This window comes from Geomonas diazotrophica, from assembly GCF_019063885.1.
In the GTDB taxonomy this organism is placed as follows: domain Bacteria; phylum Desulfobacterota; class Desulfuromonadia; order Geobacterales; family Geobacteraceae; genus Geomonas; species Geomonas diazotrophica.
On the sequence record NZ_CP077684.1, the window covers coordinates 4,412,178 to 4,437,493 of the forward strand.

The 25,316-nt window shown below is 59.5% G+C and carries 19 protein-coding genes; 8 read left to right on the forward strand and 11 right to left on the reverse strand.

All coding sequences use genetic code 11. The features are described from left to right. Positions 1-133: 133 nt before the first annotated feature. Positions 134-643, forward strand: coding sequence for a type 1 glutamine amidotransferase domain-containing protein (locus KP003_RS19535; RefSeq protein ID WP_216789763.1), 510 nt, complete (start codon positions 134-136; stop codon positions 641-643). Positions 644-805: 162 nt separating this feature from the next. Here the strand turns inward: KP003_RS19535 and KP003_RS19540 are convergent, their stop codons facing one another. The 11 genes from KP003_RS19540 to rpmH form a co-directional block, all read right to left on the reverse strand. Continuing rightward, positions 806-2,038, reverse strand: a complete 1,233-nt coding sequence (locus tag KP003_RS19540; RefSeq protein ID WP_216789764.1) for an LL-diaminopimelate aminotransferase — start codon at positions 2,036-2,038, stop codon at positions 806-808. A gap of 50 nt (positions 2,039-2,088) precedes the next feature. Beyond that, the gene (gene dapB / locus KP003_RS19545; RefSeq protein ID WP_216500140.1) at positions 2,089-2,892 is read right to left on the reverse strand and encodes a 4-hydroxy-tetrahydrodipicolinate reductase; all 804 of its coding nucleotides are present in this window, start codon (positions 2,890-2,892) and stop codon (positions 2,089-2,091) included. Between the two features lie 170 nt (positions 2,893-3,062). Then, entirely contained in the window at positions 3,063-3,935 is an 873-nt protein-coding gene (gene dapA, locus KP003_RS19550) for a 4-hydroxy-tetrahydrodipicolinate synthase (RefSeq protein ID WP_216500141.1), read from the reverse strand. A gap of 85 nt (positions 3,936-4,020) precedes the next feature. Then, positions 4,021-5,274 carry a diaminopimelate decarboxylase gene (gene lysA, locus KP003_RS19555; RefSeq protein WP_216789766.1) on the reverse strand — a complete coding sequence of 418 codons (1,254 nt, stop codon included), beginning with the start codon at positions 5,272-5,274 and terminating at the stop codon, positions 4,021-4,023. Positions 5,275-5,662: 388 nt separating this feature from the next. Next, on the reverse strand, positions 5,663-6,316 hold the full coding sequence (gene rsmG, locus KP003_RS19560; protein WP_216789767.1) for a 16S rRNA (guanine(527)-N(7))-methyltransferase RsmG: 654 nt from the start codon (positions 6,314-6,316) through the stop codon (positions 5,663-5,665). Beyond that, positions 6,313-8,187, reverse strand: coding sequence for a tRNA uridine-5-carboxymethylaminomethyl(34) synthesis enzyme MnmG (gene mnmG / locus KP003_RS19565; RefSeq protein ID WP_216789769.1), 1,875 nt, complete (start codon positions 8,185-8,187; stop codon positions 6,313-6,315). The genes rsmG and mnmG overlap by 4 nt, the downstream gene beginning before the upstream one ends. A 968-nt stretch (positions 8,188-9,155) precedes the next feature. After that, positions 9,156-10,523: a tRNA uridine-5-carboxymethylaminomethyl(34) synthesis GTPase MnmE gene (gene mnmE, locus KP003_RS19570; protein WP_216500145.1), complete on the reverse strand. Its 1,368-nt coding sequence runs from the start codon at positions 10,521-10,523 to the stop codon at positions 9,156-9,158. Positions 10,524-10,542: 19 nt separating this feature from the next. Continuing rightward, positions 10,543-12,150: a membrane protein insertase YidC gene (yidC, locus tag KP003_RS19575; RefSeq protein WP_216789771.1), complete on the reverse strand. Its 1,608-nt coding sequence runs from the start codon at positions 12,148-12,150 to the stop codon at positions 10,543-10,545. Positions 12,151-12,168: 18 nt separating this feature from the next. Continuing rightward, positions 12,169-12,381 carry a membrane protein insertion efficiency factor YidD gene (yidD, locus tag KP003_RS19580; protein WP_216500147.1) on the reverse strand — a complete coding sequence of 71 codons (213 nt, stop codon included), beginning with the start codon at positions 12,379-12,381 and terminating at the stop codon, positions 12,169-12,171. After that, on the reverse strand, positions 12,371-12,724 hold the full coding sequence (rnpA, locus tag KP003_RS19585) for a ribonuclease P protein component (RefSeq protein ID WP_216500148.1): 354 nt from the start codon (positions 12,722-12,724) through the stop codon (positions 12,371-12,373). The genes yidD and rnpA overlap by 11 nt, the downstream gene beginning before the upstream one ends. A gap of 8 nt (positions 12,725-12,732) precedes the next feature. Beyond that, positions 12,733-12,882 carry a 50S ribosomal protein L34 gene (gene rpmH, locus KP003_RS19590; protein WP_183344104.1) on the reverse strand — a complete coding sequence of 50 codons (150 nt, stop codon included), beginning with the start codon at positions 12,880-12,882 and terminating at the stop codon, positions 12,733-12,735. Between the two features lie 271 nt (positions 12,883-13,153). On the opposite strand from rpmH, the gene dnaA reads away from it, so the two are divergent. The 7 genes from dnaA to KP003_RS19625 all read left to right on the forward strand — a co-directional run bounded on the left by dnaA (position 13,154) and on the right by KP003_RS19625 (position 25,250). Next, on the forward strand, positions 13,154-14,527 hold the full coding sequence (gene dnaA / locus KP003_RS19595) for a chromosomal replication initiator protein DnaA (RefSeq protein WP_216500149.1): 1,374 nt from the start codon (positions 13,154-13,156) through the stop codon (positions 14,525-14,527). 218 nt (positions 14,528-14,745) lie between these two features. Next, on the forward strand, positions 14,746-15,864 hold the full coding sequence (gene dnaN, locus KP003_RS19600) for a DNA polymerase III subunit beta (protein ID WP_216500150.1): 1,119 nt from the start codon (positions 14,746-14,748) through the stop codon (positions 15,862-15,864). Between the two features lie 127 nt (positions 15,865-15,991). After that, entirely contained in the window at positions 15,992-17,083 is a 1,092-nt protein-coding gene (recF, locus tag KP003_RS19605; protein WP_216500151.1) for a DNA replication/repair protein RecF, read from the forward strand. A gap of 118 nt (positions 17,084-17,201) precedes the next feature. After that, a complete protein-coding gene (gene gyrB, locus KP003_RS19610; RefSeq protein ID WP_216789772.1) occupies positions 17,202-19,592 on the forward strand; it encodes a DNA topoisomerase (ATP-hydrolyzing) subunit B in 2,391 nt (796 codons plus the stop codon). Between the two features lie 216 nt (positions 19,593-19,808). After that, positions 19,809-22,322, forward strand: coding sequence for a DNA gyrase subunit A (gene gyrA, locus KP003_RS19615; protein WP_216500153.1), 2,514 nt, complete (start codon positions 19,809-19,811; stop codon positions 22,320-22,322). 248 nt (positions 22,323-22,570) lie between these two features. Beyond that, a complete protein-coding gene (locus KP003_RS19620; RefSeq protein WP_216789774.1) occupies positions 22,571-24,091 on the forward strand; it encodes a HEAT repeat domain-containing protein in 1,521 nt (506 codons plus the stop codon). 151 nt (positions 24,092-24,242) lie between these two features. Continuing rightward, complete coding sequence (locus tag KP003_RS19625; RefSeq protein WP_216789776.1) at positions 24,243-25,250, forward strand: NAD(P)H-dependent glycerol-3-phosphate dehydrogenase; 1,008 nt, start codon at positions 24,243-24,245, stop codon at positions 25,248-25,250. The last annotated feature ends 66 nt before the right edge of the window (positions 25,251-25,316 follow it).

The following is a 25,316-nucleotide window of genomic DNA, read 5'->3' on the forward strand; positions in this document are numbered from 1 at the left end:
AATAAGACCCCTCCACCGATCATTAGTTTTATTTACTCGTCACGATGCCTTTCGCCAGGCGCATGGTAAACTGTGTCCGTCGTACCGGCCCCTTCGGGAGCCTGCCTTATCAACCTAGGAGAGCGGAGGATTCATGAAAGCATTGGTGTTAAGCGCGGACAATTTCGAGGATACCGAGCTGCTCGTTCCCCTTTACCGGCTGCGCGAGGCCGGGTACTCCGTGGTGGTCGCCTCCGCGAAAGCCGGCGCCATTCACGGCAAGCACGGCTACGAGGTCCCCGTAGACAAGCTGTTTACCGACATCAACCCGGCCGAGTACGCGGTCCTGGTGCTGCCGGGGGGGAAGGCGCCTGCCGCCATCCGGAACATGCCTGAGGTGCAGGAGATCGCCCGCGCCTTCATGTCCTCCGGCAAACCGGTTGCGGCCATCTGTCACGGCCCGCAGATCCTGATCTCCGCCGACCTGCTCAAGGGACGCAAGGCCACCTGCTACGAGTCGGTCGCTCCGGAGCTGCGCGACGGCGGGGCACTGTACCAGGACATCGAGGTGCTGGTCGACGGCAACCTGATCACCTCGAGAAAGCCCGACGATCTCCCCGCGTTCTGCCGGGAGTTGACCAGGATGCTCAAGGTGCACGGCTGAGCCCACGTTCCGAAGGTCGGGTGAGGGTTCTGCCATAGTGGATTTCTTCCCTTTGGCAACGCCCTCACCCCAACCCTCTCCCAGGGGGGGAGAGGGGGAATTGACATAAAAAAAGGCGGCTCCCGATTGGGAGCCGCCTTTTTGTTGCCTGCGTTGCCGCTGTTATTTGAGGTTCTTCTTGATCCTCTCGACCGCTTCGATGACGTTGTCGCGGTTGCCGAAGGCGGAGAGGCGGAAGTATCCTTCGCCGGCGGGACCGAAGCCGCTGCCGGGGGTACCCACCACGTTGCACTCGTTCAGGAGCTTGTCGAAGAAGTCCCAGGAGGAGAGCCCGTTCGGGGTCTTGAGCCAGATGTAGGGAGCGTTCACGCCGCCGTACACGGTGAGACCGGCCTCAGCGAGTCCCTCGCGGATGATGCGGGCGTTCTCCATGTAGTAGTCGATGATCTCCTTGTTCTGCTTCCACCCCTCCTCGGAGTAGACCGCGGCGGCCGCTTTCTGCACCGGGTAGGAGGCGCCGTTGAACTTGGTGGTGGTGCGGCGCAGCCAGAGCTTGTTGAAGGAGTATTTCTCGCCGTTCTCGGTGGTTCCCATCACCTCTTCCGGCACGACCACGAGGCCGCAGCGCACGCCGGTGAAGCCGGCGGTCTTGGAGAAGGAGCGGAACTCGATGGCGCACTTCTTGGCCCCTTCCACCTCGTAGATCGAGTGCGGGATGCTCGGATCCGTGATGAAGGCCTCGTAGGCCGCGTCGTAGAAGATCACGGCGTCGTTGGCCAGGGCGTAGTCGACCCACTTCTTAAGCTCCGCCTTGCTGGCCACGGTGCCGGTCGGGTTGTTGGGGAAGCAGAGGTAGATGATGTCGACCTTGCCGGTGGGAAGCGCGGGGATGAACCCGTTCTCCTCGGTGCAGGGAAGGTACACGATCCCTTTGTAGTACCCCTTCTCGTCCGCCTCGCCGGTGCGGCCGATCATCACGTTGGTGTCGTTGTAGACCGGGTAGACCGGGTCGCCGATGGCGACGACGTTGTCCAGCGCGAAGATGTCCAGGATGTTGGCGCAATCGCACTTGGAGCCGTCGGAGATGAACATCTCCTCGGTCTTCAGGTCGACGCCGAGCGGCTTGTAGGACTTGTCGATGATGGCGTTGATCAGCCAGTCGTACCCCTGCTCCGGGCCGTAGCCGGCGAAGTTCTCGACGGTGGCCAGGTCGTCCACCGCTTCGTGGAACGCCTTGATGACGGCCGGGGCCAGGGGACGGGTCACGTCGCCGATCCCCAGGCGGATCACCTTGGCCTCCGGGTTGGCTGCGGCGAAGGCACGCACGCGGCGCCCGATCTCCGGGAAGAGATAGCCCGCTTTCAGTTTCAGGTAGTTATCGTTTATCTTTGCCACGTATTTCCTCCGAAATTAAACTCTATGGCGGCCGTTGTCCGCCTGATCTCTTATCTCAGCCCCAGCACGTCCTGCATGTCCCACACGCCGGGCTTGGCGGTCACCACCCACTTGGCTGCGCGCACCGAGCCGCGGGAGAACATGTCCCGGGTATGGGCGCGGTGGGTGAGCTCGATGCGCTCGCCCATGCCGATGAAGTAGACGGTGTGCTCGCCGACGATGTCGCCGCCGCGCACGGTCTGCATGCCGATCTCGTCGTGGGTGCGCTCGCCGCAGATCCCCTCGCGGTGGTAGTTGGCGACCTTGTTGTAGTCGCGCCCGAGGGCGTCGGCCACCACCTCGCCCATCCGTACCGCGGTACCGGAGGGGGAATCCTTCTTCAGGCGGTGGTGCGCCTCGACGATCTCGACGTCGAAGTCCTCGCCCAGGATCTTGGCCACGTCGGCCAGGACCTTGAAGCAGACGTTGACGCCCACCGACATGTTGGGGGCGATGATGACCGGGATCTCGCGGGCAAGCTCCGCCGCCAGGGCGCGCTCCTCGGGGGTGAACCCGGTGGAGCCGATGACGATCGACTTCTTGTAAAGGGCGCAGACCTCGAGGTTTTTCAGGGATACCTTGGGAGCGGTGAAGTCGATCAGGACGTCGCACCCCTGTACCGTTGCGTTCAAATCGTCGCTGATAAGGACGCCGATGGCGCCCAGCCCAGCGTTGTAACCGGCATCCTGCCCCACCATCGGGTGGCCCGGGCGCTCCAGGGCGCCGGAGAGTTCCACACCCTCGGACTCCTTGATGGCGGCGATGATGCGGCCGCCCATCCGTCCGGCTGCCCCGCAAACAGCTATTTTAACCATTGGTTTCTCCATTTCGTTGATGATGGTAAGGTCCCCGCGAGGAGCCAGGGTTGGGGCGAATAGTTATTCGCCCCTACAGACCCCCATCTTTTTTCGACACTACGATAACTGTAGGGGCGAATAACATTCGCCCGCTTTGGAAGCCCCCCAGGTGAAAGGGACAGTCCTCGTTAGATCAGCTTGTATTCCTTCATGATGGCCACGAGCTTCGCCTTGTTGGCATCCATGAGCGGGGCCAGCGGCAGGCGCACCTCGTCGCTGCATTTGCCCATCAGGGCAACGGCAGCCTTGACCGGAACGGGGTTGCTCTCGATGAACATCGCGTTGGAGATCTTCAGGAGGTACAGATGCAGCCTCCTCGCCTCCTCCAGGTTCCCGGCGTTGAAGGCGTCGACCAGCGAGGAGACTTCCTTCGGCATGATGTTGGCGGTCACGGAGATGACCCCCTTGCCCCCCGCTGCCATGATGGGGAGGGTGATGAAGTCATCACCGGAGAGGACGTCGAGCTTGTCCCCGCAAAGCGCCAGCACCTCGGAAGCCTGCTGCAGCGAGCCGGTCGCCTCCTTGATGGCGACGATGTTCTTGTGCTCGGCCAGGCGCGCCACGGTCTCCGGCAACAGGTTCACGCCGGTGCGGCCCGGTACGTTGTACAGGATCTGGGGGAGCGCCACGGCGTCGGCGACCGCCATGTAGTGACGGTAGAGACCTTCCTGGGAAGGCTTGTTGTAGTAAGGAGTTACCAGCAGTGCACCGTCTGCGCCCAGTTCCTTGGCGTGCCTGGTGATCTCGATGGCCTCGTGGGTCGAATTGGAACCGGTACCAGCGATGACCGGCACCCTCTTGTTTACCTGCTCGACCACGATCTGGATGACCCGGTCGTGCTCCTCGTAGCTGAGGGTGGAGGACTCACCGGTGGTGCCGCAGGGCACGATGGCGTCGGTGCCGTTCTCGATCTGGAACTCGACGAGTTCCCTCAGTTTTTCTTCGTCCACCGCGTGGTTGTTGAACGGGGTCACGATGGCAACGATACTTCCGTGAAACATGGTCTACCTCCTTATGGGTAACTCTGAAAATTGCTAGTTTTCGTAAGTATTGGTTCCTCCCCCTCCGGGGGAGTGGCATGTCCTGTTACAGAAACGACGGTACGCTCTCGCCTCTTACCAGGTCCTCCAGCGTCTCGCGCTCGCGCACGACCTCGAATTTGTCACCGTCGACCATGACCTCGGCAACCCTTGGGCGGCTGTTGTAGTTGCTGCTCATGGTGAAGCCGTAGGCGCCTGCCGACATGAACGCCATCAGGTCTCCCTGCTGGAAGTTCGGAATCTCGCGATCCTTGACCAGGAAGTCGCCGGACTCGCAGATCGGGCCGACGATGTCCCCCTCGATGACGCCGCTTTGGTTCCTGATTACCGGTCGTACACCGTGGAAGGAGCCGTACAGCGCCGGGCGGGCCAGGTCGTTCATCCCCGCGTCGACGATGACGAAGTTCTTTTCCTCGCCCTGTTTAGTGTAGAGGCATCTGCCGACCAGAATGCCGGCGTTGCCTACTAGGTTCCTCCCTGGCTCGAAGAGCAGATGCAGCCCGAGGTCACGGGTCTCCTCCAGGATGGAGAAGCCGTAGTCCGCGGGAAGCGGTGGCGCTTCGTCGTTGTACTGGATGCCGAGCCCGCCACCCAGGTCGAGGTACTTCACGTCGACGCCCATCTCTCTGACGCCGGCTAACAGGCGTTTGAGTTTCTTGATGGCATCGACGAAGGGGGAGACCTTGGTGAGCTGGCTGCCGATGTGGCAGTCGATGCCCAGGATCTCCACGTTGCTCATCCCCTTGGCGCGCTGGTACTGCCCAAGGGCACGTTCGATGTTGATGCCAAACTTTGCCTTCTTGAGCCCGGTGGTGATGTAGGGGTGGGTCTCCGGATCGACGTCGGGGTTGACGCGGATGGCGATGCCGGCCTTCTTGTTCAGACGACCAGCCACCTCGTTGATCCGGTCCAGTTCCTGTTCCGATTCCACGTTGAAGAGGAGTATCCCGGTCTGCAGGGCGTAGACGATCTCATCGTCCCGCTTTCCCACACCGGAGTAAACCACTTTTTTAGGATCGACGCCGGCGGCCAGCGCGCGGTAGAGCTCTCCGCCCGAGACGATGTCCACCCCTCCCCCCAGGTTTATGAAGGTCCTGAGGACGGCAAGGTTGGAGTTCGCCTTGACCGAGTAGCAAATGGTGTGGGGCGCGCCGGCAAAGGCGCTATCCATGGCCTTGAAGTGTCTCTCGAGGGTGGCCCGGGAGTAGATGTAGACGGGGCTGCCTACTTTGGCAACGATGTCCTGTATCGCGACCTCTTCCGCGAAGAGCTCGTCACCCTTGTATTGAAAGTGATGCATGTCTGTCATCCCCCTTCTTCCAGGTGAAGTTGCCGTCGTAAACAAAAAAAGTTTTTATTTCTAACATATAAAGAGATAAAAAGTCAAAATAATGCTTGGCCCTATTGGCGCGCTGCCAGGTAAAGTTCAGGCCGACCTCCGTCCTCTCAACTGCAGGTTCTCGTGTCCATCCTCCTCTACCTCCGGGCGAGGGCCGGAGGGGTGGGAGCCGCACCAGTAGGCAGCACCTCCCCAGCGATTTCGGAGGCGAATTGCACAAAATTTAGGCTGCCATTTTGCCGCCTAAAACCGCCTTTCTCGACCAAGGACAGCCACAGGTCTGCTTCTATGAACAAAACGGCTTCCGCGCCCCTTTTTGCTCGTTTCAGACAGGATTAACAAAAGTTCATCATTTTTTAGCGAGAACAACCAGCGACCTGGCGTCTCCGGAGCAGGGAAGATTGAAATCGTGCCTGGACTCCACCCTGACGCCAAGTTTTTCCAGTTCGGCTTCGGCGGCGGCGACCTCTTCGGCGGCGCTCTTCCCTTTCATGGCCACGATGCGTCCGCCATCTTTCAGAACCGGCAGCGCCATGGCAACGAAGGAAGGTATATCCGAAAAAGCGCGAGACACAACCCAGTCGAAATATCCTGCGTATTGCGCCGCCAGGGTCTCGGCACGAACGTGCAGCGCGTCGAAGCCGCCGAGGTTCAGCAGACGTACCGCCTGTTTCTGGAAACTGATCTTCTTCACCACCGCATCGACGGAGACGATCTCAAGATCCGGGTGCACCAACTTCACCGGGATGCCGGGAAAACCGCCGCCGGAGCCGATGTCCAGTAGACGCCCCGGCCCGCGCACCACCTTCAGCAGGCTCAGCGAGTCGACCAGGTGCTTCACCGCAATGCCCTCGTCATCGTTTATCGCGGTGAGGTTGATCTTCCTGTTCCATTTTTTCAGCTCTTCTGCGAAGAGGTCGAGGGCGTTCAATTGTACCGGGGTCAGTTCGAGACCAAGCTCCACTGCGCCTTTCTTCAAGAGGTCCTTGGCATGCTGGTTCATCGGCCATACCTCGCTTTCAGGGCGATGGACAGGATGGTGATGCCGGCCGGCGTGACTCCAGGGATGCGGGAAGCCTGTCCCAGGGTATCGGGACGGAAGCGGGCGAGCTTCTCACGTACCTCTGCGGAAAGACCGGAGATGGTGCCGTAGTCCATGTCGTCGGGGATCCTGGTGCTCTCGAGCCTGGCTGAGCGGTCGACCTGCTCCAGTTGGCGCTGGATGTAGCCCTGGTACTTGATCTGGATCTCGAGCTGCTCGCGCACCTGTTCCGGCAGATCCATGATGGCCGGATAGACCCTGGAGAGATCCTGGCAGGTGAACTCGGGGCGACGCAACAACTGCTCGTAGCTGATCGCGTTCTGCATTCCCGTCAAGCCCCATTCCTCCAGCAGATCTTCACCGGCAGCCGAAGGAGCCAGTCTTTCCTTGGACAGACGCACCAGTTCCGACTCGATCAATTCCTTTTTCGCGAGGAAGGAGCTATACACCTCCTCCTTCACCAGCCCTATCCCGTGCCCCTTTTCCCTCAGGCGGAGGTCCGCGTTGTCTTCGCGCAACAACAAACGATACTCCGCCCGCGAGGTGAACATGCGGTACGGCTCCTTGGTGCCCAAGGTGACCAGATCGTCGATCATCACCCCGATATAGGCTTCGCTGCGTCCGAGTACCAGGGGATCTTTCCCCTGTACCCTGAGGGCCGCGTTGATGCCGGCCATGAGCCCTTGTGCCGCGGCCTCCTCGTAACCCGATGTGCCATTGATCTGGCCTGCATGGTAGAGGTTGTGCACCAGCTTGGTCTCCAGCGAGGCGTGCAACTGGATCGGGTTGACGTAATCGTACTCGATGGCGTAGGCCGGGCGCATGATCTCGACCCGCTCCAGTCCCTCGATGCTCCGGTAGAAGGCCCACTGTATATCGATGGGAAGCGAGGTGGACATGCCGCTCGGATAGACCTCGACCGTTTCCCGCCCTTCCGGTTCAATGAAGGTCTGATGGCGATCCTTCTCGGGGAAGCGCACCACCTTATCCTCGATGGACGGGCAGTAACGCGGGCCGATCCCCTCGATGATTCCTGCGTAGAGCGGTGAGCGGTCCAGGCCGCTGCGGATGATATCGTGAGACCTGGGGTTGGTATAGGCGATGTGGCAGGGAACCTGCGGCTGCTCTATGCGCTCGGTCGAAAAGGAGAACGGGATCGGATTCTCGTCACCGTACTGCTTCTCGAGCCTGTCGAAGTCGATGGTCCTGCCGTCCAGGCGCGCCGGCGTGCCGGTCTTGAGGCGGCCGACGTCGAAGCCGTAATCCTTGAGGCCGTCGGAAAGGCCGATGGAAGGCAGATCCCCTGCCCTGCCGCCCGGATAATTGACGAGACCGATGTGGATGAGGCCGCGCATGAAGGTGCCGGTAGTCAGGACAACGGTCTTGCCCAGGAAGCGGACGCCGCCTCGGGTATCGACGCCTACCACCTCGCCACCCTCGATAACCACTCCTGTCACTTCCACCTGTTTCAGGTCGAGGTCATCCTGCTGCTCCATCACGTGCTTCATGCGCAGCCGATACATCTGCTTGTCGGCCTGGGCGCGGGAGGCGCGCACCGCGGGCCCCTTCTTGGTGTTGAGAACACGGAACTGGATGCCGGTCGCGTCTATGTTGCGCCCCATCTCACCGCCGAGCGCATCGATCTCCTTGACCAGGTGTCCCTTAGCCAATCCGCCGATAGCCGGATTACAGGACATCAAGGCGATGGCGTCCAGGTTGATGGTGAGCATGAGAGTCGAGCACCCCATACGGGCTGCGGCCAGTGCGGCCTCGCACCCGGCATGACCGGCACCGACAACGATCACATCATATTTCTTATCATAAACTATCAAACTTCACTCCGTTTACTGCGAAAGCTTTATGTGCCCCACCTCTTCTCCGGGCACATGTTCCACGTGAAACAAGACAATAAAACAATTAAAAATTGGCAGTTTATCTGAACAACACTGCAAAACGGCTACCACAAAAGATGCACAAGGTGCGGCCAACCAGTCATCATCGCGGTGTCCACGTCGCCCAAGGGGTGTGGCGCGGTGTGCGAGTTACTCGACGCACAATGTGACTCACCCGTCGCGGCATGTGACTCACCCGACGCAGTGTGCGTGTTACCCAGAGCGGCGTTCGTGTTATCCGAAGCAGCGTGCGACTCACACTACGCGGCATGCGACTCACCCGGCGCAGTGTGCGTGTTACCCAGAGCGGCGTTCGTGTTATCGGACGCGGTGTGTGAGTCACCGGACGGACAAGGTGAGTCACTCGACGCGACATACGACTCATCCGACGCGGTGTGCGTGTTACCCAAAGCGACGTTCGTGTTATCCGACGCGGTGTGCGAGTCGCCCGACGCGCAATGTGACTCACCCGACGCGACATATGACTCATCCGATGCGGCGTGCGTGTTACCCAGAGCGATGTTCGTGTTATCCGATGCGGTATGTGAGTCACCCGGCGAACATGGTGAGTCACTCGACGCGGCATACGAGTTACCCAACGGCACGAGCGAGTGACCTGGTGCGATGAACGACTGCCCTGTCGCGTTGCAGGGGCTATAAATCATCCGCCACCCTTTGTCGAACCGGCACCAGTCCGGCCACGTACAGCGACCATGGCCACGGCGGCTGGGCTAATAATTATTCGCCCCTACAGGGTAGGCACCTTACCCTTGGTTTTTGAGGTGCCTGCTTCTTACCGACTTCTGCACGTCAAGTAATGTAAGCGCGCGTCACTCCGAGGGAAGAATGAATTGTTTCACGTGAAACATCGCCATCATGTACTGTAAAGACAACGTATTATACGTCCCCTACTTTCCAATACAGAAGCTGGAGAAAATCCTGTCGAGTACATCGTCGGCGGTGGTCTCGCCGGTCACCTCGCCTACCGCATCCAGCGCATCACGCAGATCCACCGGCAGCAACTCCATGTTCACCCCTGCCTCCAGGTTTGCAACGAACGACTGCAAGGAGGTGCGAGCCTTGAGCAGGGCATCGCGGTGCCGGGCCTTGGAAACGGCGACAAACTCCCTGCCGTCGATGGCGTGGCCGTGCATGAAGGCATTCGTGATGGCATCTCGAAGTTCAGGAACACCACTCCCGGTCAGGGTCGAGATGGCAACGACCGGACCGGAACATGCTGCAGGCAGCACGGCGTTGACGTCCAGGTCCGCCTTGTTGCGTACCACAAGGTAGCTCTTGCTGCCGATCGCCTGCAAGATTGCGGCGTCCTCCTCACCAAACTCGCTGGAGCCATCAACAACAAAGAGCACCAAGTCAGCCTTAGGGATGCGGTCCAGCGACAACCTGACCCCTTCCTGCTCCACCTGGTCCTCTGACTCCCGTATGCCGGCCGTATCGAGAAGTTTCACCGGCAGTCCGTTGATGTTGACCACTTCCTCTATGAGGTCCCTTGTGGTCCCTGGAACGGAGGTGACTATCGCCCTTTTCTCCTTCAACAGGGTGTTGAGCAGGCTCGACTTGCCGACGTTGGGCTTGCCGGCAATGACCACGGACACGCCATCACGCAGCACCCTCCCCTCGTCGAACCCCTCGATCAGTGCGTCCAATTCGGCGAGTGCGGGAGCTACCTTGCCGAGCACATCGGTCTCGACAGCTACGTCAACGTCATCCTCCGGGAAGTCTATAAGCGCCTCAACGTAGGCAAGGGCATAGACTATCCCGTCCTTGACGGTGGCGATGCGTTTGGAGAGAAGCCCCTCGCGCTGGTGCTGGGCTAAGGCAAGGGACGCATCGGTGCGGCTGGAGATGACGTCCATTACCGCCTCGGCCTGAACCAGGTCTATTCTGCCATTCAGGAAGGCCCGCTTGGTGAACTCACCCGGTTCGGCAAGACGCGCCCCTTCAGTCAGAACCAGTGACAGTATGCGCGATACCACCAGCGTCCCGCCGTGGCACTGGATCTCGACTACATCCTCGCGGGTGTAGGAGTTGGGCCCCTTCATGAAGACGACCATGGCCTCGTCGATCAAGTCACCGTTGGACGTGTTTACCACTGCGCCATAAGAAAAACGGTGGCTTTTTAGGCCACCGTTCGACTTTGCTCTGAAGATGCTGCTTGCGATGGGCAGGGAGGCAGGGCCGCTGATCCTAACGATCCCGATCCCTCCCTCGCCTACCGCTGTGCTTATTGCTGCGATTGTGTCTCTAACATACATTTGCTTGTATCCGTATCGATCAGTCCGTGATCGACTTGTTGATGTACATCTGCTGCGCTATGGTCAGCACGTTGTTGACCAGCCAGTAGATAACCAGGCCGGACGGGAAGTTCAGGAACATGAAGGTGAAGACAACCGGGAGCATCAGCATCATCTTGGCCTGCACCGGGTCCATGTTGGTCGGGGTCATCTTCTGCTGGATGAACATGGTGGCACCCATGATGAGCGGGGTCACGTAGTACGGATCCTTGGCAGAAAGGTCGGTGATCCAGAGATAGAAAGGCGCGTGCCTGAGCTCGATGGAGTACATGAGGGAGCGGTACAGTCCGAAGAATACCGGGATCTGGACAACCATCGGCAGGCAGCCACCCAGTGGGTTGACCTTGTGGGTCTTGTACAGCTCCATCACGGCGCGGTTCATGGCATCGCGATCGTTTTTGTACTTCTCCTTCAGCTCGTTCATCTTGGGCTGCAGCTTCTGCATGTCCTTCATGGACTTGTAGCTCTTGTGGGTGAGCGGGAAGAACACGAGCTTGAGGATGCAGGTGATGATGATGATGGCGATGCCGTAGTTGCCGGTGTACTTGTAAAGGAACTTCAGGAAGACCACCAGCGGCTTCGCGATGGGGGCGAACCAGCCGTAGTCGATGACCTCTTCCAGCCTGCTCCCCTGGGCCTTGAGGATGTCGAGATCCTTGGGGCCGTAGTACAGGCCGTAGCTTACGGTGGCGCTCTGGCCGGGGGCAACGGTGACGGACGGGGAAACGATGTCCCTCAGGTTGGAGTCGGCGGAGGGGCGGGACAGGCGCACCTGGGCGATGCTCCCCTTGTCGGCGATGACGCTTTCCATGAAGTACTTGTCGGCAAAGGCGGACCAGACGATCCCCTTGTCGAACTGCACCGGCGTCTTGAGCAGGCTGTCCAGCTTCTCGCTCTTGACGGCGTTGTCGGTAAGGGTCGACGGGCCGTAGACCTCGTAGCGGCCACCGCCTGCTTTCTGATCAATCACGCGGGAGTTCTGCAGCAGGTGCAGCGTACCGGCAACCTGGGAAGAGCCGCCGTTTTGCACCTGCTGGGTGAGCTCGATGCGGTAAGCGTCGCCGGAGAAACTGTAGGTCTTCTTGAACACCACGCCTTGCGGGGTGGTAGTGGTGAACTCGAGGGTCCCCTTGTTGCCGTTGGTCAACTTGAGGTCGTTGGCGCTGACGTTGTAAAGGGCGGTGGGATTCAAGCCGAGCTCGCGGGAGTCGCTGAGCAGGTTGAACCTGCTGGCAGCGGTCTCGTTGACGAGGACGATGTCCTGCCCTTTCGGCCCGGCGACATCCTTATACTTCTTCAGCACGAACTTCTTGAGGCCCGCACCCTGCGTCGAGAAGACGGCGCTGTAGAGGTCGGTGTTGACGGTGACATCGCGGGCTGCGCCGGCGGGCTGCGCCGGTACCGCGATCGGAGCGGCAGGGCCTGCAGCGGGGCTGGCCTGGGGCGCGGCGGCTACGGTTGCCGAGCTGACGGCGCCCTGCTTTGCGTTACCTGCGGGCGGAACCGGCTTTGCGGGGGGAAAGATAAAAGAATAAGCGTACAGAACCCCGATGGAGAGCAGTATCGCTATGATAGTACGTTTTTCCATTACATTCTCCTGGACAGACTATTTGACCGGATCGTAACCGCCCGGGTGAAACGGATGACACTTGAGTATGCGCGCAGCCGTCAACCACAGCCCTTTCACAGGACCGTATTTTTCCAATGCTTGTAAGGAGTAGTGCGAACAGGTAGGGTAAAAACGGCAGGACGGGGCCTTGAGCGGAGAGATGAATCTCTGGTAGAGAACGATCAGGCCTTTGAGTGTGCTAGTTACCATGTTTTTTACGCAGCCGCCCGAAGGCGGCTGCGAGCTCGGTTGAGATCTGGTGAAAGTCAAGCAAGTCAGCTCCTTTCTTGGCAACGATGTTGAAATCGGCCGAGATGAAAAGAGACTTGTTCTGCCTGTAAAACTCCCGCAACCTTCTCTTGATGCTGTTTCTTACTACGGCGTTTCCTACCTTCTTGCTTACGGTAAACCCGACCCTGGTGGCGCACCCGTCTTTAACCTTCCAGAGCAGCAGAAAGTGCGGCGTGTGCATCTTCGACGCGCCGTCATTGAACTGCAGGAATTCAGGGCGCCTGCGCAGGCGTTCAGCCTTGGGAAAATCCGAGCAGGACAAAAAGGATATTACTTGGTAGCAATGCCTACGGAAAGACGCTTGCGACCTTTGGCCCTTCTCCTCTTGATAACGAGACGGCCGTTTTTGGTGGCCATGCGCACGAGGAAGCCGTGAGTCCTTTTCCTGGAGGTATTGCTGGGCTGGTAAGTTCTTTTCATCTTTATCTGCTCCTTAAGTCTTAGGGTTACAATGCTTTTAAAGGCAAGTGTCGAACTTAAACATAAACGCCAAACCTTGTCAAGGTGTTTCTTTAAAGCCAAGTTTTGCCTTGCAAAAAAAGGGGCTGACATGGTAGTGTGACAGGCCGCAAATCTTAACATAGGCTTATTCTGTTCAAAATCCAGTAAATAATTGAAATTGTGTAACTTATCTATTATCAACAGTTGTTGATAAAGCTGTTTAAAAACAGTGAAAAAAAGGCCTCTCTCCATGGAAAATATTTGGCTGGAAGCCCAGACAAATCTTAAACAGGTATTAACCGAGCAGACTTACACGACCTGGATAGAGCCGTTGAAGTTCTTGGGTGCAACCGCCGATACCGTAGTCCTCGAAGTGCCAAGCTCGTTCTTTCAGAAATGGGTCACTGACAAGTACCTCTCCATGATCAAGGAAGTACTTTCCGCGATCACCTCAAAGAACTACCACATCGAGTTTCACGTCGCCGAACAAAAGCCGGAGAGTTCCGAGCCCAAAGCGGAGAGGGAACCGAAGGCCAAGGCTAAGGAGAAGGAAAAAGAGAAGGAGCAGGAAAAGGAAAAGGAGAAGGACAAGAAGCCGGAACTGGTCCCCAACCTAAACCCCAAGTACACCTTCGAATCCTTCGTGTCCGGCCCGAGCAACCAGTTCGCCTATGCAGCTTCCCAGGCTGTCGCCAACAAGCCTGCCTCCAACTACAACCCCCTCTTCATCTACGGCGGTGTGGGCTTGGGGAAGACGCACCTGGTAAACGCCATCGGCAACCAGATCCTGGCCAAGAACCCCAAGGCGAAGATCTGCTACTACTCGTCAGAGAAGTTCATGAACGAGATGATCAACTCGCTCCGCTACAAGAAGATGGACGAGTTCCGTAACAAGTTCAGAAAGATGGACCTGCTGCTCATCGACGACATCCAGTTCATGGCGGGAAAAGAGGCGACCCAGGAGGAGTTCTTCCACACCTTCAACGCGCTCTACGAGTCCCACAAGCAGATCGTGGTGACCTCTGACAAGTTCCCGAAGGATATCCCGGGCCTGGAAGAGCGCCTGAGATCGCGCTTCGAGTGGGGCCTCATCGCGGACATCCAGCCGCCGGGGGTGGAAACCAAGGTGGCCATCCTCAAGAAGAAGTCCGACATGCACGCGGTTAACCTCCCTGACGACGTGGCGCTGTTTCTGGCCGAAGGTGCCACCAGCAACATCCGCGAGTTGGAAGGGATGCTGATCCGCCTGGAGGCCTTCGCCAGCCTGACCGGCAAAGAGATCACCCTTTCCATGGCACGCGAGGTGATGAAGGACATCATCGTCGAGAAGACCCGCGACATCAGCGTGGAGATGATCCAGAAGATGGTGGCCGACCACTTCCGCATCAAGGTCTCCGAGCTCAAGTCGGACAAGCGCATCAAGACCCTGGTGGTGCCGCGCCAGATCGCCATATATATATGCCGGGAGCTGACCAAGGCGTCGTACCCGGAAATCGGCGAGAAATTCGGCGGCAAGGACCACTCGACCATCATCCACTCGGTGAAGAAGATAGAGAAGCAATTGGCAGCCGATGCGGACCTGAAGGCGACTGTGGAAGATATCAAGAAAAGGCTGTTCACATAGTGGGGATAACTGTGGAGAAATAGCCTGCCGAAAGCCCTGTCAAAAAAAGCTGTGCAGAAACCAAGATAACCAGGCGGATTATCCCGTCAGGTTTCCCAAGCCAAAAGCGGAACAGTTTCAAAGGGTAAGCAGGGTTGTCCACAGTATCAACAGGACACTATCTACTACTACAATCTTTAAAGATAAACATAATAAAACCAGAACCGGAGAGAGACGACATGGAATTCAGAATCAGCAAAGAGATTTTTATGAAAGCCCTCCAGAGAATCCAGGGTATCGTAGAAAAGCGCAACACCATGCCCATTCTCTCCAACGCGCTGCTCGAGGTACAAAACGACCAGCTCTTCATCACGGCGACCGATCTCGAGGTCGGCATGAAGAGCTCCTATCCGACTACGGTGATTCGCGAAGGCAAGATCACCGTCTCGGCAAAGAAACTCTACGAGATCGTCAAGGAGATGCCGGACGAGGAGATCCTCTTCACCACCAAGGACAACGACTGGGTCGAGATCACCTGCGGCAAGGCCCGCTTCAACATCGTCGGTCTCTCGTCTGAGGAGTTCCCCTACTTCCCCAAGGTGAAGGAGGAGAGCTTCCTGGTCTTCAAGAACGAGATCCTTGCGGACATGATCGAGAAGACCTCCTATGCCATCTGCTATGACGAGACCAAGTACAACCTGAACGGCATCTTCATCAAGGCGTTCGATGAGAACGGCACCAACGTCCTCAAGATGGTGGCGACCGACGGCCACCGCCTCTCCGTCGCTCAAAAGGAGATCAACGGCAACATCACGGCCGAGCTTTCCAAGGGGGTCATCTTCCCGAGGAAGGGCATCTTCGAGTTGAAGAAGATGGTGGAGGAGGAAGACGGCGAGATCATGCTGGGCTTCATGGACAACAGCGCCGTCATCAAGAAGGGGAACACCGTGGTGGTGATGAGGCTCATCGACGGCGAGTTCCCGGACTACACCAAGGTCATCCCGGTCGCCAACGACCGCATCGTGCAGATCAACCGCGACAAGTTCCTCCACTCGTTGAAAAGGATGTCCATCCTCTCCAGCGAGAAGTTCAAGGGGGTCAAGATCGACGTAAATCCGGATCTGGTGATCATCTCCTCCAGCAACCCTGAATTGGGCGAGGCGCGCGAGGAGATCGAGATCAGTTACGAAGGCAACGGCATATCGGCCCGCTTCAACGCTAAGTACCTGATCGACGTGCTTTCGGTGATGGAACAGCGCGAGGTGGAGCTCAAACTGAAGGATGAGCTCTCCCCGGTGATCATGAAGGCGGCCGACGGAGAGGAGTTCCTGGCAGTCATCATGCCGATGAGACTCTAAAAGACAGATAAAGATTAAGACAAAGATTAAGGAGAAGCGAGCCATCAGTTTGAGTGATATAGCGATCATGACAGCAACTCAGGGGTTCATAAACTCAATCTTAATCTCTGTCTTAATCTGCCTCTAAATGAAACTTATAAAACTCAAACTTGCTTCATTCCGTAACCTGCAGAACATAGAGCTTGTTCCGGGCAAGAAGTTCAACGTTTTCTACGGCAATAACGGCCAGGGCAAGACCAACCTGCTGGAATCGATCTACCTCCTCGCCACGATGAAGTCCTTCAAGCAGGCGAAAAACGTCGAGCTGATCACGTTCGGCTCGGAGTTCGCCCTGATAAAGGGCGTCGTGGAAAGGGACCGGGTCACCAGGGAGATCGCGCTTCTCCTGGAGAAGCAGGGCAAGAAGGCGAAGATCGACGCGAAGCTGGCAACGCGGCTGGACGACTTCTTCGGCAGCTTAAACGTGGTGCTCTTCACCCCGGAGGAGATCTCCATGGTGCGCGGAGGGCCGGACTTACGGCGCAGGTACCTGGACCGGGCGGTCTTCACCTGCGACCTGAGCTACCTCACCGCCTACCACGACTACGCGAAGATACTGAAAAACCGCAACGCCCTTTTGAAGGTAGGCGACGGGAGCGGGATCGAAATCTGGACCGAGCAGTTGATTCACGCGGCCAAACTGGTGATCGAGAGAAGAAAGGCGTACCTCGGCGAGATCGCGAAGCTGTTGCAGGGCTTTTACTCCGAGATCTCCGGCAACGACGAGACGGTGCAGATAGAGTACCGGCTGCACGGCGTGGATCAGAAGGGGTACAACGAGGATCCGTCCGCGGCACTGGCCGATGCCCTCAAGGCGCACGCGGCGGAAGAGAAGAGGCGCCAGACCACGGCCATCGGGCCGCACCGCGACGACCTCTACTTCGGCTTGAACGGTCGCTCGGCGCGGCACTTCGCCTCGCAGGGGCAGCAAAGATCCTTCGTGCTGGCGCTCAAGATGGCGGAGATCGAGTACATCACCAGGTGCTTCGAGGCGCCGCCGGTGCTCCTTTTGGACGACATGACCAGCGAGCTCGACCGGGAGCGCAACCAGAACCTGATGGATTTTCTGAAGAAAAGAGAGATGCAGGTCTTCATCACCACAACATCGCTGTCCAACGTGGCGATAGAGGAGATGGAAGACAACAAGACCTTCCGCATCAGGGAAGGCCGCATTTTTTAAAAGTGACCCATATTGATGCCACCCTCCCCAACCCCCTAGCCCCCTCCCGCAACGGGAGGGGGGATTGATAGTGTTAGGTGATTTTGTAAAAGCCTGAAATTACATAGAAGAGGTAACGATGAGCTCAGAAGAACAAAACGATTACGGGGCGGATAAGATCCAGATTCTGGAAGGATTGGAAGCGGTAAGAAAGCGTCCGGCCATGTACATCGGTTCCACCGCTGCTCAGGGTCTGCACCACCTGGTTTACGAACTGGTGGACAACGCCATCGACGAGGCGCTGGCCGGCTACTGCGACGCGGTCCAGGTCACCATCCACCTGGACGGGTCGGTGACCGTCGAGGACAACGGCCGCGGCATCCCGACCGACATGCACCCGACCGAGGGAAGGTCGGCGGCGGAGGTCGTCCTCACCGTGCTCCACGCCGGCGGCAAGTTCGACAACTCCTCCTACAAGGTTTCCGGCGGCCTGCACGGCGTGGGGAGCTCGGTCGTCAACGCGCTTTCCACCAAGCTTGAGCTGGAGATCCGCAGAAACGGCCAGCTCTTCACCCAGAGCTACAGAAGGGGCGTGCCCCAGGCGCCGCTCGCCATCACCGGCGAGACCAAGAGGCGCGGCACCAAGATCACCTTCCTTCCCGACGGCGAGATCTTCGAGACCACCGAGTTCTCCTTCGACGTCCTCTCCAAGAGGCTCAGGGAGCTCGCCTTCCTGAACGCGGGCGTGCGCATCAAGATCCACGACGAGCGGACCGAGAAGGACCACGACTTCTTCTACGAGGGGGGGATCAGGAGCTTCGTCGAGTACCTGAACAAGAACAAGAACCTGGTCAACCCGGAGCCGATCTACATCAAGGGGGAGAAGAGCGGCGTCGATATCGAGATCGCCATGCAGTACAACGACTCCTACGACGAGAAGGTGTTCTCCTTCGCCAACAACATCAACACCCACGAGGGGGGGACGCACCTGATCGGCTTCAAGGCGTCGCTCACCCGTACCATGAACAACTACGCCACCGCCAACAATCTTTTGAAGAACGTGAAGGTGGCGATCTCCGGCGACGACCTGAGGGAGGGGCTCACCGCAGTGATCTCGGTGAAGATCTCCCAGCCGCAGTTCGAGGGGCAGACCAAGACCAAGCTGGGCAACTCCGAGGTGAAGGGTTTCGTCGAGACCCTGATGAACGAGAAGCTCGCCACCTACCTGGAAGAGAACCCGGCCATGGCCAGGAAGATCCTGGAGAAGTCCATCGACGCGGCCCGCGCCCGCGAGGCGGCCCGGAAGGCGCGCGAACTGACCCGCCGCAAGGGGGCGCTCGAAGTGGGCACCCTCCCCGGCAAGCTGGCCGACTGCCAGGAGAAGGACCCGGCGCTGTGCGAACTGTTCCTGGTCGAGGGTGACTCCGCAGGGGGCTCGGCGAAGCAGGGGCGCGACCGGAAGTACCAGGCGATCCTCCCCTTGAAGGGTAAGATCCTCAACGTCGAGAAGGCGCGCTTCGACAAGATGCTCGCCTCCCAGGAGATCAGGACCCTGATCTCTGCCCTGGGGACCTCGATCGGCAAGGAAGACTTCGACATCGCGAAGCTCCGTTACCACCGCATCATCATCATGACCGATGCCGACGTCGACGGCTCGCACATCCTGACGCTTTTGCTCACCTTCTTCTTCCGCCAGATGATGGAGCTGATCGAGCGCGGCTACCTCTACATCGCCCAGCCGCCTCTTTACAAGATCAAGCGCGGCAGGAAAGAGCAGTATCTGAAGAACGAAGTGGCGCTGCAGGCCTACCTCCTCGAGGAAGGGACCGAGGACATGACCCTCAAACTCGGCTCCGGCAGCGACGAGCGCGTCTACCGCGGCAAGCAGATCATCCCGATACTCACCCAGTTGATCGACTTCGACGAGCTCTTCGACAAGGTGGTCAAGAAGGGGATCAACGAACTGCTCCTGAAGGTCTTCCTGAAGGCCGGCATCAAGCCGGGCCTGGAGGAGATGTCGGACCTGATCGCGCTTCTGCCCAAGATGAAGGAGGCCTACCCCGAGGTGGAGGCGCAGGTCTACGACGACAGCATCATCTTCGCCTTCGGTAACCTGAGGGTCAAGATCGACCAGCAGATCTTCGAGGTGCTCGAGTCCTACGAGTACGCCATGCTGCTCGAGCACCACAAGCGGGTCCGCTCCGTCATGGGGGTGGGCGCAGGGGTGATCCTCGGACCGGAAGACAAGGTGATGTTCGAGAGCGAGAGCCAGGTGGAGATCCTCTCCTGGTTCATGGAGAGCGCCAAGAAGGGTCTCTACATCCAGCGCTACAAAGGTCTGGGCGAGATGAACCCGGAGCAGCTATGGGAGACCACCATGCACCAGGAGAACAGGGTGCTCCTCCAGGTGAAGATCGAGGACGCGGTGGCGGCCGAGGAGATCTTCACCGTGCTCATGGGCGACCAGGTCGAGCCGCGCCGCGACTTTATCGAGCAGAATGCCTTGAACGTGAGCAACTTGGACGTGTAGCACACACTGCCCCCCTCCCCTTTTGGGAGAGGGAGCGTCAAGCAAAAGCCCGCGTGAGAAGGTGTTAAGAGCGCAGGATGCTTAAATAAAAAAAATTTCCCCTCCCTTCGGGAGGGGATAGCGTTTTGCATATATCTACTGCAAATCAATTGTGAGGGCATTTTTCGGGGTATTTCACCCACAAGTGCCGCCTTTTGACCGGAAAGGGTTTCCTAAATGCTGAATCAACTGAACAAGGTATCGGTAAACATCGAAGACGAAATGAAGCGCTCGTACATGGACTACGCCATGTCGGTCATCGTCGGGCGCGCGCTTCCGGACGTGCGCGACGGCCTGAAGCCGGTACACAGGCGCTGCCTCTACGCCATGTACGACATGAGCAACGACTGGAACAAGCCGTACAAGAAATCGGCCCGTGTCGTCGGCGACGTCATCGGTAAGTACCACCCGCACGGCGACACCGCCGTCTACGACACCCTGGTCAGGATGGCCCAGGACTTCTCGCTCAGGTACCCGCTGGTCGACGGCCAGGGCAACTTCGGCTCCATCGACGGCGACTCCCCGGCTGCGATGCGTTACACCGAGATCAGGATGGAGCAGCTCGCCCACGAGCTGTTGAACGACCTGGACAAGGAAACCGTCCCGTTCGGCCCGAACTACGATGACTCCTTGAAGGAGCCGCTGGTCCTCCCCTCCAAGTTCCCGAACCTCCTGGTGAACGGAAGCGCCGGCATCGCGGTCGGCATGGCGACCAACATCCCGCCGCACAACCTCTCCGAGGTGGTCGACGCCATCGTGGCGATCATCGATAACCCGCAGCTCTCCTTCGAGGAGCTGGTGGAGCTGATCCCGGGCCCGGACTTCCCGACCGGCGGCTTCATCTACGGCCGCGAAGGGATCATGAAGGCCTACTCCACCGGCCGCGGCATCATCCAGATGCGCGCCAAGGTGCAGATCGAGACCCAGAAGAAGACCGAGCGCCAGTCCATCGTGGTCACCGAGATCCCGTACCAGGTGAACAAGGCGAAGCTGGTCGAGAAGATCGCGGAGCTGGTCAAGGAGAAGAAGATCGAGGGGATCTCGGACCTGCGTGACGAGAGCGACCGCGAGGGTATGCGCGTCGTCATCGAGCTCAAGAAGGACGAGAACCCGACCATCATCCTGAACCACCTGTACAAGCAGACCCAGATGCAGTCCTCATTCGGCATCATCATGCTGGCCATCGTGCACAACCGGCCGCGCGTGTTGACCCTGAAGGAGACCATCGAGTTCTTCATCGAGCACAGGAAAGAGATTGTCACCCGCCGCACCATCTTCGACCTGAAGAAGGCCGAGGCCAGGGCCCACATCCTGGAAGGTCTGAAGATCGCCCTGGACAACCTGGACGAGGTGATCGCCCTGATCAAGGCGAGCGCGTCGCCGGCCGAGGCGAAGGTTGGCCTCATGGAGAAGTTCGGGCTCTCCGACCTGCAGGCCCAGGCCATCCTGGACATGAGGCTGCACCGCCTGACCGGTCTCGAGCGCGAGAAGATCCTCGAAGAGCTGCGCGAGATCCTGAAATACATCGCCCGTCTGAAGGAGATCCTCGCCTCCGAGGCCGAGATCCTCAAGATCATCGTGGGCGAACTGCTGGAGTTGAAGGACAAGTTCGGCGACAAGCGCCGCTCCGAGATCGTCATGCAGACCGCGGACATCTCGCTGGAGGACACCATCGTCGAGGAAGACATGGTGGTCACCATTTCCCACACCGGGTACATAAAGCGCAACGCCGTCACCCTGTACCGCGCGCAACGCCGCGGCGGCAAGGGTAAGACCGGCATGAAGACCAAAGAGGAGGATTTCGTGGAGCAGCTGTTCATCGCCTCCACCAAGGACTACCTCATGTTCTTCACCGACGCCGGCAAGGTGTACTGGTTGAAGGTGTACGAGATCCCGGAGGCGGGTCGCGCCGCGCGCGGCAAGGCGATCGTGAACCTGTTGAACCTCGCCAACAACGAGAAGATCACCACCATCCTCCCGGTGAAGGAGTTCGTGGACGACAAGTTCATCATGATGGCCACCAGAAACGGCGTCGTGAAGAAGACCAACATGATGGAGTACTCGCACCCGAGGGTGGGCGGCATCATCGCCGTCAACCTGGACGAAGGGGACAAGCTCATCTCCGTGGCGCTCACCGACGGCAAGCAGGACGTGCTGCTCGCGACCTCCAACGGCAAGGCGATCCGCTTCAAGGAGGACGACGTCCGTACCGTGGGGCGCGTATCCCGCGGCGTGCGCGGCATGACGCTCGAGGACGAGGACGTGGTGATCGGCATGGAGATCCTGAACGAGAACTTCACCGACTCCACCATCTTCACCGTGACCGAGAACGGCTACGGCAAGAGGACCGAGATCAGCGAGTACCGCACCCAGTCCCGCGGCGGCAAGGGGATCATCACCATCAAGACCACCGAGCGCAACGGGCAGGTGGTGGACATCAAGCAGGTGGTGGACGACAACGACCTGATGCTGATCACCGACCAGGGCAAGATCCTGCGCGTCTCCGTTGCCGGCTTCTCCATCATCGGCCGCAACACCCAGGGGGTGCGCCTCATGGTCAAGGAAGAGAACGAGCGCGTGGTCGCCGTCGCACGCCTGGCCGAGAAAGAGGACGTGGAAGAGATCGAGGACGGGTCGGAGATCGATGACATCGTCGAACTCGAGGCGGAGGGTGGCGAAGGGGAGGAGTAAAACCTCCCTCACCCCGGCCCTCTCCCATAGGGAGAGGGTGAGTTTGAACGAGGCAGAAACCCTTTCCCCAAAGGGAGAGGGGAGTTTGAACGAGGCAGAAACCCCTCGCCCCCCGGGAGAGGGGCAGGGGTGAGGGGGATGCACGAGGCGGAACCCCGCCCGCGAAGAGCAGCACAGCGTAGTCGGTCGAACATGCAATCTTTGCCCTCCTTTTGGAGGGGTGCCATGCAGTGAAAAAGGGTAGGCCCATGCAACAGTGCGAGAAGGTAGATAACTCCCTGAAGGAGCGTCGCGACATTCTGGATCTCCTGGTGCGGCTCAAAGGTGACGGCATCTCCATCCACGAGATGGAGCGGATCGGCCAGAAGTTCCAGCAGGCCGGCAAACGGGCGCTGCGACCGCTGGTACGGGAGCTTTGGCGCGAGAACTCGGGCGAATTGATCACCAAGTACGCCTATGTCCTGGACTTCTTCGACACCAGCGACTGGCTCGACCAGCTGATCCAGATAGCGCTCAAGCGCCAGGACCTCTCTGCCGACGGCAAGGCCGCCCTCATGATCGCGCTGGAAGGTTACGGCGTCGATGTCAACTCACCCCCCTTCAGGCAGGAAAAAACAGGCTCCGGCGGTACGTCTCTGGGACAGCAGGTCCAGGGCGCCATGCAACTGGGCGAGGAAGGGATGGTCACCTTCCTGGACGACTTCCTCTCCTACCCTGCCGAGGTGCAGCAGATCGTGATCCGCGAGCTGTGCCACTCGGGCGACAGCCAGTCACCCCGCCTGCTGGAGGCGATGCTCTGGCACGAGGACCGCGACATCGTGCGCTCCGCCCTGGCAGCACTGGGCAAAATCAGGGACCCCCGGGCGGCCACCGTGCTGCAGGACTTCCTGGCCGACTGCGACGCGGAACTGGCTCCCTTCGCGGAAAAGGCACTGCGCAGGCTCCGCTTCCTGGGCGTCGCCGTGCCGCAGCCGCGCAAGCTGCTCCCCTTCCATTCCGGCTATGCGACCCCGCCCGATGGGGATGGTTACCGTTCGCTGCTCCTGTCCCGCTGGGCCGGTCCCGACACCGTGAGCGTGCTGTACATGCAGGTGCACGAGCGGCGCGGGGTACTGGCGGCCTGGGGCGCCGGCGACCTGACCATGGACAACTTCCAGGCAGAGGTCGAAGGCTTCCGCATGCAGGACGACCTGATCGAGGTGGCTCCGGAGTACCTTTTGGAGCTGGTGCGCGACGCCCTTTACTGGAGCCGCGACCTCTGCTACCTCCCCGCCGACTTCTACATGAGGCGCGGCATCTTCGCCGGCGAAGATATGACCCCGGCCCGCTTTACCGAAAAACTCGCCGACCTCCCCCGCTCCCGCCGGCTCAGCTTCCAGGAAGGGGAGCAACTGGCCCAGCGGCTCTTCGCCGACACGTTCTTCTCCGGCTGGTTCATGGCCGAGCAGCGGGTCTATGACTTCGCCGAGGAGTACCGCAGCGGCAAAGGGGAGCAGGTGCTGGAGCGCTTCTGCCGCGAGCTCCTGGCACCGGAGCTGGAGCTGATCAGGGAGCGGTTGCTGGTGAGCGCGGACCTCATGCGCCGCTGCGGCAGGGACAACTTCGAGGTGGCACGGGTCGCGGGACTCGCCGACAGCCTGGTCGACAACCCGCTGCCGCTCCATCTGCACCCGTTCCTGCGCCGCTTCGCCATGGAGAGCATGGAGATCGCCCGCGAATCGCTGGAGCGGGGCGAAGAACCGACGCTGAGGGCGGTCGAAGAGCTGTAGGAAGAAGATCTCCCGCTCCAGACCCGGAGCGCGGTTCCGGTACCGGCGGGAGTACCTCGCTTTCACTTCCCTTTTGGAGGGGAATTTTAATCATCTGTGCTACAATGAAGTCCTCATGAGGGCTAGATATTCGGTAAGAGGGCTTGAATAGATGCTAGAGAAAGTTGCAGTCATAGGTGCCGGCAGCTGGGGCACCACGCTGGCCGACCTGCTCGCCAAGAAGGGGCACGAGGTCACCCTTTGGGCCTACGAGCCGGAACTGGTCCTCACCATGCGCGAGACACGGGAGAACGACCTGTTCCTCCCCGGGATCAAGCTGCACGAGAGGCTCGCGTTCACCAACGATCTGGAGGAAGCGTACCGCGGCTGCACCATGGTGCTCTGCGTGGTCCCCTCCCAGTTGGTGCGCCGGGTGATAACCGGCTCCCTCCCCTTCATCCCCAGCGAGGCGGTCATAGTCTCCGCATCCAAGGGGATCGAGGTGGATACCCTCGCCACGGTTTCCGAGATCTACCAGGAGATCCTTCCTCCCGAGATGTACGCCAGGTTCGCCGCCCTCTCCGGCCCGAGCTTCGCACGGGAAGTGGCGCAGGAGATGCCTACCGCCGTCGCGGCCGCCGCGGCGACCGATGAGGTCGCCCGCCGGGTGCAGGAGGCCTTCACCACCAGCTTCTTCCGGGTCTACCGGAACTCGGACGTGGTGGGAGTCGAGCTCGGAGGCGCCATCAAGAACGTCATCGCCATCGCCGCGGGTATCTCGGACGGCCTCGGCTTCGGGAGCAACACCCGGGCGGCACTCATCACCCGCGGCCTTGCCGAGATGACCCGCCTGGGGCTTGCCATGGGGGCGCAGCCGGCCACCTTCGCGGGGCTGGCCGGGATGGGGGACCTGGTGCTCACCTGCACCGGCGACCTGTCCAGGAACCGCAGCGTCGGCATCCAGATCGGGCAGGGGCGGCGCCTCGACGAGATACTCGGCGAGATGCGCATGGTGGCCGAAGGGGTCAAGACCACGGAATCGGCGTACAACCTGGCCAAGAAGCTGGGGGTCGAGATGCCGATCATCGAAAAGATGTACCAGATGCTCTACCAGAACAAGCCGGCGCGCGAAGCGGTCCTGGAGCTCATGACCAGGAACCTCAAGGCCGAAGGAGCTTAGGAACAGATTAAGATTAAGATTAAGATTGAGATTAAGTTTGTGGTCCCACCCGGGGTTTCTTTATCT

What these genes read in the sequence shown, in the direction of transcription:
- dnaN (WP_216500150.1), top strand. Translation starts at nt 14,746, where the DNA reads ATGGAATTCAGAATCAGCAAAGAGATTTTTATGAAAGCCCTCCAGAGA.
- dapA (WP_216500141.1), bottom strand. Translation starts at nt 3,935, where the DNA reads ATGTTTCACGGAAGTATCGTTGCCATCGTGACCCCGTTCAACAACCAC.
- yidC (WP_216789771.1), bottom strand. Translation starts at nt 12,150, where the DNA reads ATGGAAAAACGTACTATCATAGCGATACTGCTCTCCATCGGGGTTCTG.
- KP003_RS19535 (WP_216789763.1), top strand. Translation starts at nt 134, where the DNA reads ATGAAAGCATTGGTGTTAAGCGCGGACAATTTCGAGGATACCGAGCTG.
- rpmH (WP_183344104.1), bottom strand. Translation starts at nt 12,882, where the DNA reads ATGAAAAGAACTTACCAGCCCAGCAATACCTCCAGGAAAAGGACTCAC.
- gyrB (WP_216789772.1), top strand. Translation starts at nt 17,202, where the DNA reads ATGAGCTCAGAAGAACAAAACGATTACGGGGCGGATAAGATCCAGATT.
- dnaA (WP_216500149.1), top strand. Translation starts at nt 13,154, where the DNA reads ATGGAAAATATTTGGCTGGAAGCCCAGACAAATCTTAAACAGGTATTA.
- recF (WP_216500151.1), top strand. Translation starts at nt 15,992, where the DNA reads ATGAAACTTATAAAACTCAAACTTGCTTCATTCCGTAACCTGCAGAAC.
- gyrA (WP_216500153.1), top strand. Translation starts at nt 19,809, where the DNA reads ATGCTGAATCAACTGAACAAGGTATCGGTAAACATCGAAGACGAAATG.
- KP003_RS19625 (WP_216789776.1), top strand. Translation starts at nt 24,243, where the DNA reads ATGCTAGAGAAAGTTGCAGTCATAGGTGCCGGCAGCTGGGGCACCACG.
- lysA (WP_216789766.1), bottom strand. Translation starts at nt 5,274, where the DNA reads ATGCATCACTTTCAATACAAGGGTGACGAGCTCTTCGCGGAAGAGGTC.
- rsmG (WP_216789767.1), bottom strand. Translation starts at nt 6,316, where the DNA reads ATGAACCAGCATGCCAAGGACCTCTTGAAGAAAGGCGCAGTGGAGCTT.
- yidD (WP_216500147.1), bottom strand. Translation starts at nt 12,381, where the DNA reads ATGGTAACTAGCACACTCAAAGGCCTGATCGTTCTCTACCAGAGATTC.
- dapB (WP_216500140.1), bottom strand. Translation starts at nt 2,892, where the DNA reads ATGGTTAAAATAGCTGTTTGCGGGGCAGCCGGACGGATGGGCGGCCGC.
- mnmE (WP_216500145.1), bottom strand. Translation starts at nt 10,523, where the DNA reads ATGTATGTTAGAGACACAATCGCAGCAATAAGCACAGCGGTAGGCGAG.
- KP003_RS19620 (WP_216789774.1), top strand. Translation starts at nt 22,571, where the DNA reads ATGCAACAGTGCGAGAAGGTAGATAACTCCCTGAAGGAGCGTCGCGAC.